Source organism: Ruegeria atlantica (assembly GCF_013032455.1).
Taxonomy (GTDB): Bacteria; Pseudomonadota; Alphaproteobacteria; order Rhodobacterales; family Rhodobacteraceae; genus Ruegeria; species Ruegeria atlantica_B.
In genome coordinates this window covers 596,457-608,513 of sequence record NZ_WQCF01000001.1, presented here as the reverse complement: position 1 = coordinate 608,513, position 12,057 = coordinate 596,457, and the positions used below count along the sequence as shown (strand labels likewise).

At 58.0% G+C, this 12,057-nt stretch carries 15 protein-coding genes; 5 read left to right on the top strand and 10 right to left on the bottom strand.

The genetic code is table 11. From position 1 onward, the window contains the following. Nucleotides 1-89 precede the first annotated feature (89 nt). From GOW93_RS02985 to secG, 10 genes are all read right to left on the bottom strand, one after another. Nucleotides 90-896 carry an ABC transporter permease gene (locus GOW93_RS02985; protein ID WP_170381570.1) on the bottom strand — a complete coding sequence of 269 codons (807 nt, stop codon included), beginning with the start codon at nt 894-896 and terminating at the stop codon, nt 90-92. Continuing rightward, a complete protein-coding gene (locus tag GOW93_RS02980; RefSeq protein ID WP_170381798.1) occupies nt 893-1,780 on the bottom strand; it encodes an ABC transporter permease in 888 nt (295 codons plus the stop codon). The genes GOW93_RS02985 and GOW93_RS02980 overlap by 4 nt, the downstream gene beginning before the upstream one ends. Nucleotides 1,781-1,852: 72 nt before the next feature. Further along, nucleotides 1,853-2,566 carry a transporter substrate-binding domain-containing protein gene (locus GOW93_RS02975; RefSeq protein ID WP_170381569.1) on the bottom strand — a complete coding sequence of 238 codons (714 nt, stop codon included), beginning with the start codon at nt 2,564-2,566 and terminating at the stop codon, nt 1,853-1,855. 38 nt (nt 2,567-2,604) lie between these two features. Continuing rightward, nucleotides 2,605-3,381, bottom strand: a complete 777-nt coding sequence (locus GOW93_RS02970; protein ID WP_170381568.1) for an ABC transporter ATP-binding protein — start codon at nt 3,379-3,381, stop codon at nt 2,605-2,607. A gap of 152 nt (nt 3,382-3,533) precedes the next feature. Next, nucleotides 3,534-4,250 carry a phosphate/phosphite/phosphonate ABC transporter substrate-binding protein gene (locus tag GOW93_RS02965; RefSeq protein WP_174818996.1) on the bottom strand — a complete coding sequence of 239 codons (717 nt, stop codon included), beginning with the start codon at nt 4,248-4,250 and terminating at the stop codon, nt 3,534-3,536. 5 nt (nt 4,251-4,255) lie between these two features. After that, nucleotides 4,256-4,693: a TerB family tellurite resistance protein gene (locus tag GOW93_RS02960; RefSeq protein ID WP_170381566.1), complete on the bottom strand. Its 438-nt coding sequence runs from the start codon at nt 4,691-4,693 to the stop codon at nt 4,256-4,258. Between the two features lie 20 nt (nt 4,694-4,713). Further along, a complete protein-coding gene (locus GOW93_RS02955) occupies nt 4,714-5,163 on the bottom strand; it encodes a TerB family tellurite resistance protein (RefSeq protein WP_170381796.1) in 450 nt (149 codons plus the stop codon). Nucleotides 5,164-5,285: 122 nt separating this feature from the next. Next, nucleotides 5,286-6,059 carry an isocitrate lyase/PEP mutase family protein gene (locus GOW93_RS02950; RefSeq protein ID WP_170381565.1) on the bottom strand — a complete coding sequence of 258 codons (774 nt, stop codon included), beginning with the start codon at nt 6,057-6,059 and terminating at the stop codon, nt 5,286-5,288. A 102-nt stretch (nt 6,060-6,161) separates the two neighbouring features. Next, nucleotides 6,162-7,805 carry a CTP synthase gene (locus GOW93_RS02945; RefSeq protein ID WP_170381564.1) on the bottom strand — a complete coding sequence of 548 codons (1,644 nt, stop codon included), beginning with the start codon at nt 7,803-7,805 and terminating at the stop codon, nt 6,162-6,164. Nucleotides 7,806-7,965: 160 nt separating this feature from the next. After that, entirely contained in the window at nt 7,966-8,331 is a 366-nt protein-coding gene (gene secG / locus GOW93_RS02940; RefSeq protein ID WP_170381794.1) for a preprotein translocase subunit SecG, read from the bottom strand. A 150-nt stretch (nt 8,332-8,481) separates the two neighbouring features. Between secG and nthA the strand changes: the two genes are divergently transcribed. From nthA to GOW93_RS02915, 5 genes are all read left to right on the top strand, one after another. Continuing rightward, nucleotides 8,482-9,096 (top strand): nitrile hydratase subunit alpha, encoded by a 615-nt coding sequence (nthA, locus tag GOW93_RS02935; RefSeq protein WP_170381792.1) that lies wholly within the window; start codon nt 8,482-8,484, stop codon nt 9,094-9,096. Further along, nucleotides 9,093-9,770: a nitrile hydratase subunit beta gene (nthB, locus tag GOW93_RS02930; RefSeq protein WP_170381563.1), complete on the top strand. Its 678-nt coding sequence runs from the start codon at nt 9,093-9,095 to the stop codon at nt 9,768-9,770. The genes nthA and nthB overlap by 4 nt, the downstream gene beginning before the upstream one ends. After that, on the top strand, nt 9,767-10,102 hold the full coding sequence (locus tag GOW93_RS02925; RefSeq protein WP_254443434.1) for a nitrile hydratase accessory protein: 336 nt from the start codon (nt 9,767-9,769) through the stop codon (nt 10,100-10,102). The genes nthB and GOW93_RS02925 overlap by 4 nt, the downstream gene beginning before the upstream one ends. A gap of 217 nt (nt 10,103-10,319) precedes the next feature. Continuing rightward, the gene (locus GOW93_RS02920) at nt 10,320-11,615 is read left to right on the top strand and encodes an adenylosuccinate synthase (protein WP_170381562.1); all 1,296 of its coding nucleotides are present in this window, start codon (nt 10,320-10,322) and stop codon (nt 11,613-11,615) included. Continuing rightward, entirely contained in the window at nt 11,615-11,857 is a 243-nt protein-coding gene (locus GOW93_RS02915; RefSeq protein WP_170381561.1) for a DUF2842 domain-containing protein, read from the top strand. The genes GOW93_RS02920 and GOW93_RS02915 overlap by 1 nt, the downstream gene beginning before the upstream one ends. Nucleotides 11,858-12,057: the final 200 nt, after the last annotated feature.

Genomic DNA, 12,057 nt, shown 5'->3' with positions numbered 1-12,057 from the left:
CTCATGAACAGCGGGCAGATGGCCCCGGTCTCATTGTTGATTTCGATGTCATTGGACAATGGTGCAAGCAACGGTTGGCGCGCCCGTATTCAGCGCGCCAGATTCATTCGTAGCTTCAACTTGGTCCGCTTGGCTTCTGGAAGATGCCGGTTCAACCTCTTGTTCACCATACCGAATCCCCAGATGACCATCAGGGTCAGCAGGATGAAGTAGAAGGCCAGAATCGGGTAGGAGATGAACGGGTTGAAGGTCTTGTCTGCGAAATAGCCCGCGTAATACAGCGCGTCGCCCCGTTGCTGCCAGACCGGGAAGGCCGAGAAGAACACAAGCGTGGTGGCGTGGAACAGGAAGATTGCCTCGTTCGTATAGGCAGGCCAGGCCAGCCGCAGCATGGTCGGCCAGATAATGCGGCGGAAGCGCGCCCAACCGGTCATGCCATATGCATCTGCAGCCTCGATATCGCCCTTCGGGATCGACCTCAGCGCGCCATAGAAGATTTCACCCGAATAGGCCGCGGTATTGCAGAACAATACGATCAGTGCGCCCAGCCAGGCGGAGGTGAGCACGTCGAGGAATGGATAATTCTGCTTTAGCGACAGGAAGAAGAAGTAGGCAAAGAAGAATTGGATGAACAGCGGAGAGCCCCGGAACAGGAAGATGAACCATTCCGACGGCTTACGCAGCCATTTCTTCGTGGACGCTTTGCCCAAGGCCAGTGCAGTGGCCAGGAAAAACCCGGTCGCCAGCGCCATGATCCCGAAATACACGTTCCAAATCATGCCCGAGCCGATCAGGGTGAACTGTTCGCACAGGGTAAAGTCGCTGCGGGGCAGAAGACGTTCGCCAATACCGATCGAGCGCAGGCCGTAGTCCTGGATGGTCTGAATACAACTCATGCCGTGGTCTCCTTGCGCAGAAGCTCTCCGCCCGATGTCGCCTGACCGTGCGACAGGCGGCGCATCAGCCGCTCAAGGCCAATTTCAGAGACACGGGTCATGCCCAGATAGAACACAAGCAGGGCAAGGAAGTACCACATGCGCCAGTCGCCATGCGGATATTGGGTGAATTTGGGGTTCTTGAACGCTCCCAGTTCACGCGCCCAATAGACGATGTCTTCGATACCCAGCAGGAACAGCAGCGGTGTGGCTTTGATCAGCACCATCCACAGGTTCGACAGGCCGGGTAGGGCATAAACCCACATCTGCGGCACCAGAATGCGCCAGAAGGTCTGGCGGCGGGTCATGCCATAGGCTGCGGCCGTTTCCAGCTGAGCATGCGGCACGGCGCGCATGCCGCCGAACAGAACGTTGGCGGCAAAAGCGCCGAAAACGATTGAAAAGGTAATGACGGCCAAAAAGAAGCCGTAAGTCTCGTGCACCCATTCGGGTGAGCTGCCCAGCGGTAGCTTGGCCGCCTGACACACGATGAAGTCATTGCCCTGACGGATCGGGTCAGTCCACTCAGGACATAAAATCTTATGACGGGTCCATTCGAACGCCTGATCCAGCGCAATCACGAAGAACATGAAAAAGGCGATATCCGGAACACCCCGAACGATGGCGATGTAACCTTTGCCGAGCAAGGTGAGCGGCAGGAAATGCGACCGGGCTGCCATGGCCCCCAAAAAGCCAAAGCCCAATGCCACCGGTGCGGTAATCGCAAGCAACAGCAAGACCTTGAAGAAGGACAGGTAGAACAGCCAATGCACACCGTTGGTCAGATAGCATGAGAACCAGCGGAACGTGCCGAGTGTATCGGGATCAGTGCAGAACGAAAAAATGGCGGGCCTCTTTGACTGGCAAGGGCTCAGATGAGGCGCGCCTTACGGGCAGGCGCGCCGCAGAGTATTAAATTAGAAGGTCGAGGACACTTCCCACTTGGTGATCAGCTCGTTAAGGCTGCCGTCGTCCTTCATGGACTGGATAGCTGCGTTGAACGTCTCTTTCAGGTCACCATCGGATTCACGGATGCCCATGCCGACACCACCACCCAACGGAACTTCGTCGCCAACAAAGACCAGACCCGAGCCATCTTCGGTGAAGGGCACCAAGAACGACTTGTCTGCAAGAACCGCATCGGCTTCGCCGTTACGAACGGCTGCGATGGTTTCTTCAGGGCTTGCGAATTCAACCAGAGTTGCGCCGGAATCTGCGACATAGCCGGCCTGAATGGTGCCGGTTTGTGCTGCAATCACGCCGCCTGCCAAGTCTACACCGTCAGACATCGCGACATAGGCCGACGGATCCGGCGGCGTGTAGTTTTGAGTGAAGTCGATGACTTCATCACGCTCGTCAGTGATCGACATGCCCGCGATAATCGCATCGTAGTTGCCCGACACGAGGTTCGGAATGATCGAATCCCAGTCATTTTTGACCCATTCGCATTCCAGGTTGGCACGCTTGCACAGTTCATCGCCCAGTTCGCGCTCGAAACCGTCGATTTCGCCAGCGTCGTTGACGAAGTTCCACGGAGCATAGGCGCCTTCGGTGCCCAGACGGACGGTGTCCGCCATGGCCATACCTGCGCCAAGCGCCAGAGCCGCTGTGGTCAGAATCAGTTTTTTCATTGGATACTCCCCAGTTTGTTTTCTGTCCTGAAGTTAATTTAAGCCGCCTTTGTGGCGGAGAGAAAGCCCCGAAGCCGTTCAGATTCGGGGGAGGTGAAGATATCTTCCGGCAGACCTTCTTCCTCAATCAGGCCTTGATGCAGGAAAACGACGTGGCTTGAGATGTCAGCAGCCATTTTCATGTCGTGGGTCACGATAATCATGGTGCGGCCTTCGGCAGCCAGGTCCTTGATTACCTTGATCACTTCCTGCTCCAACTCAGGGTCGAGCGCCGACGTCGGTTCATCGAACAGCAAGGCTTCGGGTTCCATGCAAAGGCCACGTGCAATTGCCGCGCGTTGTTGCTGGCCACCGGACAGTTGAGCGGGGTAGACATCACACTTGTCTCCGATTCCCACTTTCTCCAGATACTTACGGGCGCTGTCTTCGACCTCTTTAGGGTCACGGCCAAGAACGGTGACAGGTGCCTCCATCACATTTTGCAGGATGGTCATGTGGGCCCACAGATTGAATTGCTGGAACACCATCGACAGGTTGGTGCGGATGCGCATGACTTGTTTCGGGTCTGCGGGGCGGCGATTGTGCATGTCCCCCGACCAGCGCACCGGTTCACCCTTGAACAGAATCTCGCCTTGCTGGCTGTCCTCGAGTAGGTTGCAGCAGCGAAGTAGCGTGGATTTACCCGATCCGGACGATCCAATCAGCGAAACCACATCTCCGCGCCTTGCCGTAATATCGACCCCCTTCAGCACTTCGAGCTGGCCAAAGCTTTTGTGGAGGTTCTTGATTTCGATTACGGGTGCGGAATCTGTCACGAGTGGCCCATGTGTTATCGGTGTTGGTGCGGTAATAGGGCTTAAATTTCGGGGCAATGCAATGCGCAATTGACACCATCGGGCACTGAAACCGTCAAATTGACCATACGTATTGGCCAAATCGATCAGCGACAGAGCTGGCCGGTCTAGTTTCAGGCAGGATTGGGGATCGAGAGATAGTCCGTAGCCGGAATGTCGATCAAGCCGCGCAAGTGCAGCAAATCACGGTCGCGCGGTTGCAAATCAGTGATCGCAGCTCGAATGGCGCATGTGATGGCGTGCGCGTCTTGGTTCTTGCTGGTGATATAGGGAAGGGCCGGGGTAGGGACAGTGGCCTCCACTGCGCGCAGGGACTTTCCAAGGTCGGAATGCTCCTTGAGCAATTCCCATGTTAGTGCATCCAACGCGGCAAAATCGGCGCGCCCTTCTGCCACGGCATCCGCCGAGACTGCATGGCCCCCGGTCTCCAGAGTGGCATTGGGGCTGAGGTTGAGCGCTTCAAGGTGGATCATTGGACCCGCCCAGCCAGATTGGGACAGGCGCTCGTTAAAGGCAAAGGTGCCGGTCGAGAGCTGGCTGAGGTCGCGAGGATCACCCTGACGGGCGACAAAGATAGAGCGGTAATAGCCCGGGGGACACCCGTCCAACCCATAGTCCGGTGTGCCGACAAGTTGCACCTTGCCACGCAGGTGGGTGCGGTAGGGCATGCCGCAAGTCTGGGCAAAGGTCAGGTCCGGGCTTTGCCAGATATCCCAGAAATCGACATCTCTTGTCAGATTATCGGGGCCGAATCCCAAGTGTTTGCGAATCAAAGTCCAAAAGCGATCATTCGCGGGCTGCAGCGCGGGCATGTCGTACATGCCCAGCATCGCAATCACGATTTGGCAACCTTCTGTCGAGCCAGCGCAGAGTCCACATCGCTGACGCCGAGCAGGCTGACCACCAACCGAAGCAGAGAATCCTCTTCGCCGGTACGGTGGCCGTCAGCCAAAGCAACTGACCACATCGCCTGCACCACGGCTAGGCGGTCGTCATAAGCCACAGCCTCTTTGATCGCGCGGGTGAAACGCACAGTGTCGGGGGCTTCGGCTTCAAGATCCTCGGCCCGGGCGCGCAGGGCTGCGGCCTCGAACGGAGACAGGCCATAGCGTTGGGCCGAAATTTTGTCGATTCGGGCCATCTCGCTGTCGGCGTAATCGTTGTCGGATCGGGCAATACGCACCAACAAGGCCGTCAAGGCCAGGCGAGCGTCATCTTCGGCCAAAGGGTCGGGCGCAGGCTGCGTGAGCCGGGACAGGAAATCACTAAACATGGCTTAGATATAGATGGGGGCTATCGCTCTTCCAAGCTCCTTTGCACGCGCTCACGGGCGGCCTGGCTGTCGTTGAAGCTGAGGCCCATCGCGATGCGCGCCTCTTCCACGATGTTGATCTCACCTTCGTCCGAGTTGCCATCGGCCAAGACGACCTCCCACAGGGCGTCCAAAGCTGCCAAACGTTCGTGCAAATCGGTGGTCTCGCGGATCAGCTTGCCAAACGTGTCGGTATCAGGCGCTGCGGCGTGCAGCTTTTCACATGTGGCCCGTACTTTGGCGGCCTCTATCGCGTTGTGCTGATAGAGCCGTGCAAGGATGCGGTCGATCAAGCTGATTTCTTCCAGCTTGTAGTCCCGATCTGCCTGCGCCACGCGCACCATGAGCGCGCCCAAGGCCAGTTCGGCATCTGGGTCGGGCAGGTTGTCGGTTTGTGGCGGGCGAAAAGCCTGAAAGAATTTCTTCAACATAGTGCGAGGATATTTCATTATTTGAGGGCCGCCAAGCGCGGACTACCCGTCATTACATTGAATGTTCGAATGACCGCCAGACGAGGCGAAAACACGCTGAGCGTGATCCATTCGCACTTGGTTCAATCCGTTTGAAACACCTGTTTTGCCTGCTCCTGCAGCCATCCAAGCATCTGCCGATAGGGGACCGGGCCATAGCTAATGCGCGCCACGCCCAAACGCGCCAGCGTTTTTGTATCCGGGGTGCCGGGCAGGGCAATGATGTTGACCGGCAGATCGGTCGATTCGCACAGGCGGGCAATCAGGCCTTCGTTCTTAAGGCCCGGTGCAAAGAACCCGCTTGCCCCGGCATCGGCATAGGCTTGGGCCCGGGCAATCGCCTCGTCCAACATCGTGTCGTCATGGGTTTCAGGTTTGGCCTTCAAAAAGATGTCCGTGCGGGCGTTGATAAAGGCCGGGATACCTGCCGCATCGCAGCCTTCGCGCATGGCCCGGACCCGAGCCTCTTGCGTTTCAATGTCATACAAGTCGCTGGTGCCAACGATCTGGTCTTCGAAATTGAAACCGATCACGCCTGTCTCAAGCGCGCGTTGCGCGTTGGTCGCAACACCCAGCACATCCTCGGCATAGGCCCCTTCGAAATCCAGCGTCACCGGAAGATCAACCGCTGCGACGATCCGGCGGGCATTGTCCAGCGCCGCATCCATTGGGATGTTCTGACCATCCCCGAATCCCTGTGCCATCGCCACCGGAGCACTGCCCGTCGCAATTGCCTTGGCCCCTGCATCACCTACAGCGACGGCGCTGCCTGCATCCCAGATATTGTACAGAATAACCGGATCGCCCTTCTTGTGCAGGGCTGCAAAACTTTCAGCTTTGGTGATTTGGTTGGACATGTCGGTCTCCTGTCGCTGGGTCGAGGACAGTTAACCGTGGAAACAGCGGGCGCGTACAGGTTTTTTCGCGCCCGCCGTCACAATGCAGTGACTGATCTGCCGTCAGACCAGTCGCGAGCTGTCCTTGGCCGCGCGCACGAAGTCGCGGAACAGCGGGTGCGGATCAAACGGTTTGGACTTGAGTTCCGGGTGGTACTGCACACCGATGAACCACGGGTGATCCGACCATTCGACGATTTCCGGCAGACGGCCATCTGGTGACATGCCCGAGAAGTTCAGACCCGCTTTTTCCAGCTTTTCACGATACTTGATGTCCACCTCATAACGGTGACGGTGGCGTTCTTCGATCTGGGTTCCACCATAGACCTCGGCCACTTTCGAGCCCTCGGCCAGAACCGCGTTATAGGCACCCAGACGCATGGTGCCGCCCTTGTCGTCGCCGACTTTGCGTTCAACCTTGTGGTTGCCCTGAACCCATTCTTTCAGGTGGTAAACCACAGGTTCAAAACGCCGCTTCCCGGCTTCGTGGTCGAATTCTTCAGACCCGGCTTCGGCAATGCCCGCCGCGTTCCGTGCGGCTTCGATGACCGCCATCTGCATGCCCAGACAGATGCCCAAATAGGGCACTTTGTGTTCGCGCGCATATTGAGCCGCTTTGATCTTGCCTTCAGTGCCACGCTCGCCAAACCCACCGGGGACAAGGATCGCATGGAATCCCTCAAGGTGCGGCGCTGCGTCTTCGGTGTCGAATACCTCGGCATCGACCCACTCAACCTTGACCTTGACCCGGTTGGCCATGCCGCCATGGGTCAGCGCCTCGGCGATCGACTTATAGGCGTCTTCCAGCTGGGTGTATTTGCCGACGATGGCAACCTTCACTTCGCCCTCGGCGTTGTGGATGCGGTCGCTGACGTCTTCCCATTTTGCCAGATCCGGTTTCGGGGCTGGGCTGATCTGAAACGCGTCCAGAACCGCCTGATCCAGACCTTCTTTGTGATAGGCCAGAGGGGCGTCGTAGATGGTGCTCAGATCCTGTGCAGCGATCACACTGTCTGGGCGCACGTTGCAGAACAGGGCCAGCTTCTCGCGTTCTTTCTTTGGAATCGGCCCTTCGGAGCGGCAGACCAGAATATCGGGGGCCAGACCGATCGACCGCAGCTCTTTCACCGAGTGCTGGGTCGGTTTGGTTTTCAGCTCGCCTGACGCCTTGATGTAGGGCAGCAGCGTCAGATGCATGAAAATACACTGGCCGCGCGGTTTGTCCTGGCTAAATTGACGGATGGCTTCAAAGAAGGGCAGTCCTTCGATGTCGCCCACGGTGCCGCCGATCTCACACAGCATGAAATCGACCTCATCTTCACCAATGGCGATGAAATCCTTGATCTCGTTGGTGACGTGCGGGATCACCTGAATAGTCTTGCCTAGGTAATCGCCGCGGCGTTCCTTTTCCAACACATTGGAGTAAATCCGCCCCGAGCTGACCGAGTCGGTCTTGCGCGCAGCAACCCCAGTGAATCGTTCATAGTGGCCAAGGTCCAGATCGGTTTCGGCCCCGTCATCGGTCACGAAAACCTCGCCATGTTCGAATGGCGACATGGTGCCGGGATCGACGTTCAGATAGGGGTCCAGCTTGCGCAGACGCACCGAATATCCCCGGGCCTGCAACAAAGCGCCCAAAGCCGCCGAAGCCAGTCCTTTGCCCAAGGACGAAACCACACCACCAGTGATGAAAATAAAACGCGCCATGTTTGTTCGGCTGCTCCCGTGAGACGTCAAAATCAGCTGCCCGGCGGTTCCGAAAAACCGCTGCATCACGGGACTTCACGTATAAAGGATTCGCGCCAATAGCGCAAGAGAACCGCAAGATGCTGTTGCAGCTCTCTTTCTGAATTCTAGGTTTTGTGGATCAGTCGGCTTGCGGAATCAGCGGCGCGTTGTCGCCCTGTGCCGGAGGCAGAAGATCATTTGCCGACGGAACCGCCGGAGTGCTTTCCTCGACCGGAGCCGGTGCCGGAACGCCCAGACGGTCAATCACCGAGCTGCCCGAGGACTTCTGAGCCGCCAGAATGGTCAGCGTGATCGAGGTGACGATAAAACACGCCGCCAGAATCCATGTGACCTTGCCCAGCGCCGTCGCTGCCGCGCGGCCTGTCATGGCACCGCCGCCGCCACCGCCCATTCCCAGGCCGCCGCCTTCGGACCGCTGCATCAAAACAACGGCAATCAGGCCCAAAGCCAAGAGAAGGTGGATGATGAGAACGACGTTTTCCATGGTGGTCCTGTACAGCGTGGCGTGTATCGCGAGGTACTTATGCAAGTTTGCCATCGGGGGCAAGGGATGAGTTGCCATCACTTTCCGTGATAAGCGGTATCACATCAAAGAGACTGGACAGGTGGGTAATCGGTGACGCAGGCTGCGGCCATGCCTCATGACGATCCCGACCACCCGCACGCCCTGTTGCCGCCGGAACCCGCGCTACGCGTTAAAGCGCTGGAAACGATTCTGACCCGCAAAGGGCTGATTGATCCGGCAGCGCTGGATGAGATCATCGATACCTATCAGAACAAGATCGGTCCGCAGAATGGCGCGCGCGTTGTCGCGAAAGCCTGGATCGATCCAGACTTCAAGGCCGCGCTGTTGAAAGATGCGACGCTGGTTGTCGCCGACCTCGGGTACTATGGTCGACAGGGCGAACATATGGTGGTGGTCGAAAACACGCCCCAACAACATAATATGGTCGTCTGTACCTTGTGCAGTTGCTACCCTTGGCCTCTGCTGGGCATCCCGCCGGGCTGGTACAAATCCGATGCCTATCGCGCCCGCGCAGTGCGCGAGCCGCGCAAGGTACTGGCCGAGTTTGGTGTGACCTTACCAAGCGAAACGTCGGTGCGTGTGTGGGATTCGACGGCTGAGATTCGCTACCTGATCCTTCCCATGCGTCCCGTTGGGACAGACGGGATGAATGAAGAGGAGTTGGCCGCTTTGGTGACCCGCGACAGCATGATTGGTACAGGTCTGCCAACGGTGCCAGCATGACTCGGGTTCATGATATGGGGGGCCGGTTTGGCGATGGGCCAGTTATCCCCGAAAGCGAAAACGGCCCGGTGTTTTCGGAAGAGTGGCACGGCCGCGCCTTGGCGGTAACAGTGGCGTCAGATTTTCTGGGACAGTGGAACATTGATATCAAGCGCCATGCGCGTGAATGTTTGTTGCCGAAAGACTACAGCCGTTTTTCCTACTATGAGAAATGGATCGCAGGGCTAACTAATCTTCTGATCGAAAAAGGTGTGCTTACTCCGGATGATCTGCGTGGCAGCGGAGATTCCGCAAAGCACCCCTTGGCGATACGCGCCTTAAAGGCCGAGGATGTCGCTGCAGCACTGTCCAAGGGAGGCCCTGCGGACCGCCCCACAAGCATTGCAGCGCAGTTTGTGGCCGGGCAACAGGTGCGTACGGTGCGTCCGGCAGCCAACCGACTGGTTGATGGTGGCCATACGCGCCTACCGCTTTACGCTTCTGGTGCGACCGGAAAGGTCGTGAGGCTGCACGGTACGCATGTCCTGCCCGATTCCAACGCACACGGTCTGGGTGAGGCTCCAGAACCGCTTTACGCTGTGGTTTTTGCGGCCTCCGAGCTTTGGCCAAACCCAGAACACCCCGGTGACGAAGTGGTGTTGGATCTCTGGCAAAGTTATCTGGAGCCCGCATGAGTGGCTGCACCACGCATACAGCACCCGAGCCGGTTTTTGCCGAACCCTGGCACGCGCAAGTTTTTGCCGTAACTGTTGCCTTGAACGAGGCAGGGCGGTTTGACTGGTCTGATTGGGCGACTCGCTTTTCGGTAACTCTTAAACGTAACGGTCTTGCGCGAGAATTGGATGGGGGCGACGACTATTTCCAGGCTTGGCTGGAAACGCTTGAGGAATTGTTGGCGGAGCAGGGCGCAGCCTTTCCGAATGACGTGCGAAACCTGCATCTGGCCTGGGAAGAGGCCTATCTGACCACACCTCATGGGCAGCCGGTGCATTTGAGACAGAGCTAGAAAAGGGGCTCTGCCCCCGCCGCCCGTTCCGGGCGCCTCCTCCGAGATATTTACAGCCAGATGAAGCAGGGATCCATTCTCCATCTGGCCCCAAATATCTCCGCCGGAGGCACCGCGCTTGGCGCCGTTCTATTCTGCGGCGAATTACCGGTTTCCCTGCCGCGTTGTCCTCGTTATACGAGCCGAGTTTGGTAATTCAGCGCAAAAAGGACCGGATATGGCCAACGTGGTTGTTGTCGGCGCCCAGTGGGGCGACGAGGGAAAAGGCAAGATCGTCGACTGGCTCAGCGAGCGGGCAGACGTGATCGCGCGCTTTCAGGGCGGGCATAACGCTGGTCATACGCTGGTGATCGATGGCGAGGTCTACAAACTGCACGCGTTGCCTTCGGGCGTTGTGCGCGGTGGTAAACTGAGTGTCATTGGTAATGGTGTCGTGCTGGACCCGTGGCACCTGATCAAGGAAATCGGAACCATCCGCGCGCAGGGCGTCGATATTTCGCCCGAAACCCTGATGATCGCCGAGAACACGCCGCTGATCCTGCCGATCCATGGCGAACTTGACCGTGCGCGCGAAGAGGCTGCCAGCAAAGGCACCAAAATCGGAACCACCGGCCGCGGCATTGGCCCGGCTTACGAAGACAAGGTTGGCCGCCGGTCTGTGCGTGTTGCCGATCTGGCCGATGAGGCGACGCTTGAGGCGCGTGTGGACCGTGCACTGCAGCACCATGACCCGCTGCGCAAGGGTTTGGGGATCGAACCTGTGGATCGGGACGCGCTGATTGCGCAACTGAAAGAGATCGCATCGGAAATCCTGCCCTTCGCCGCACCTGTCTGGAAAGTGCTGAATGAAAAGCGCAAGGCGGGCAAACGCATCCTGTTCGAAGGGGCGCAGGGCGCGCTGCTGGATATCGATTTCGGCACCTATCCTTTTGTGACCTCGTCCAACGTGATCGCCGGTCAGGCAGCAACGGGCGTGGGCATCGGTCCGGGGTCGATCGACTTTGTTCTAGGCATCGTCAAAGCCTACACAACACGTGTGGGTGAGGGGCCATTCCCGACCGAGCTGGACGATGCGGACGGTCAGCGCCTTGGAGAGCGTGGGCATGAATTCGGGACCACAACCGGGCGCAAGCGCCGCTGTGGCTGGTTCGATGCGTGTCTGGTGCGTCAAACCTGCGCCACCAGTGGCGTGAACGGCATCTCACTGACCAAGCTGGACGTTCTGGACGGGTTCGAGACGCTGAAGATCTGTGTCGGCTATGAGCTGGACGGTGAACGTCTGGACTATCTGCCCACCGCTGCCGATCAGCAGGCCCGGTGTACGCCAATCTACGAAGAAATGCCCGGTTGGAGCGAATCCACAGAAGGCGCGCGCAGCTGGGCTGATCTGCCTGCAAACGCGATCAAATATGTGCGCCGCGTTGAAGAACTGATTGAGTGCCCCGTTGCCCTTCTGTCCACCAGCCCGGAGCGGGAAGACACCATTTTGGTGACCGACCCGTTTGCCGACTGATGAGCGGCGAAGGCAAACCCGGCCTCAGCTATAAAGCCCGGCGGCGATGGTCGCTGGTGCTTCTGCTGATTGGGCTGCCCGTCTATATCGTGGCGGTGGTGACTGTCGTGAACTGGCTTGACCGCCCGCCGATTTGGCTGGAACTTTTGGTCTATGTTGCGCTGGGCATCTTGTGGGCACTGCCCTTCAAGTTCGTTTTCAAAGGTGTTGGCAAAGAAGACCCGGATCAGTCATCTGACTGAAGTTGGTCGTTTTCCGATAGCGACCAAATCAGAACCGCAATGCGTTATTGGCGGGACCTATGCGCGTGTCTGACATGAGCCAACTGAGTATCGCGTAGGCTGATACGGGATACTCACCCAAAGTCTACACGTTGGTGCCGAGTTATGAGCCCGAACGGAGACGTCAGAACGTCTGTATCTAGGTCGTGAATTGGTTTGTT

Bases quoted from the DNA above. Each gene is read 5' to 3' on its own strand.
- GOW93_RS02985 (WP_170381570.1), bottom strand. From the start codon at position 896: ATGAGTTGTATTCAGACCATCCAGGACTACGGCCTGCGCTCGATCGGT.
- GOW93_RS02975 (WP_170381569.1), bottom strand. From the start codon at position 2,566: ATGAAAAAACTGATTCTGACCACAGCGGCTCTGGCGCTTGGCGCAGGT.
- GOW93_RS02965 (WP_174818996.1), bottom strand. From the start codon at position 4,250: ATGCTGGGCATGTACGACATGCCCGCGCTGCAGCCCGCGAATGATCGC.
- GOW93_RS02960 (WP_170381566.1), bottom strand. From the start codon at position 4,693: ATGTTTAGTGATTTCCTGTCCCGGCTCACGCAGCCTGCGCCCGACCCT.
- GOW93_RS02955 (WP_170381796.1), bottom strand. From the start codon at position 5,163: ATGTTGAAGAAATTCTTTCAGGCTTTTCGCCCGCCACAAACCGACAAC.
- GOW93_RS02950 (WP_170381565.1), bottom strand. From the start codon at position 6,059: ATGTCCAACCAAATCACCAAAGCTGAAAGTTTTGCAGCCCTGCACAAG.
- GOW93_RS02945 (WP_170381564.1), bottom strand. From the start codon at position 7,805: ATGGCGCGTTTTATTTTCATCACTGGTGGTGTGGTTTCGTCCTTGGGC.
- secG (WP_170381794.1), bottom strand. From the start codon at position 8,331: ATGGAAAACGTCGTTCTCATCATCCACCTTCTCTTGGCTTTGGGCCTG.
- nthA (WP_170381792.1), top strand. From the start codon at position 8,482: ATGCCTCATGACGATCCCGACCACCCGCACGCCCTGTTGCCGCCGGAA.
- nthB (WP_170381563.1), top strand. From the start codon at position 9,093: ATGACTCGGGTTCATGATATGGGGGGCCGGTTTGGCGATGGGCCAGTT.
- GOW93_RS02925 (WP_254443434.1), top strand. From the start codon at position 9,767: ATGAGTGGCTGCACCACGCATACAGCACCCGAGCCGGTTTTTGCCGAA.
- GOW93_RS02920 (WP_170381562.1), top strand. From the start codon at position 10,320: ATGGCCAACGTGGTTGTTGTCGGCGCCCAGTGGGGCGACGAGGGAAAA.
- GOW93_RS02915 (WP_170381561.1), top strand. From the start codon at position 11,615: ATGAGCGGCGAAGGCAAACCCGGCCTCAGCTATAAAGCCCGGCGGCGA.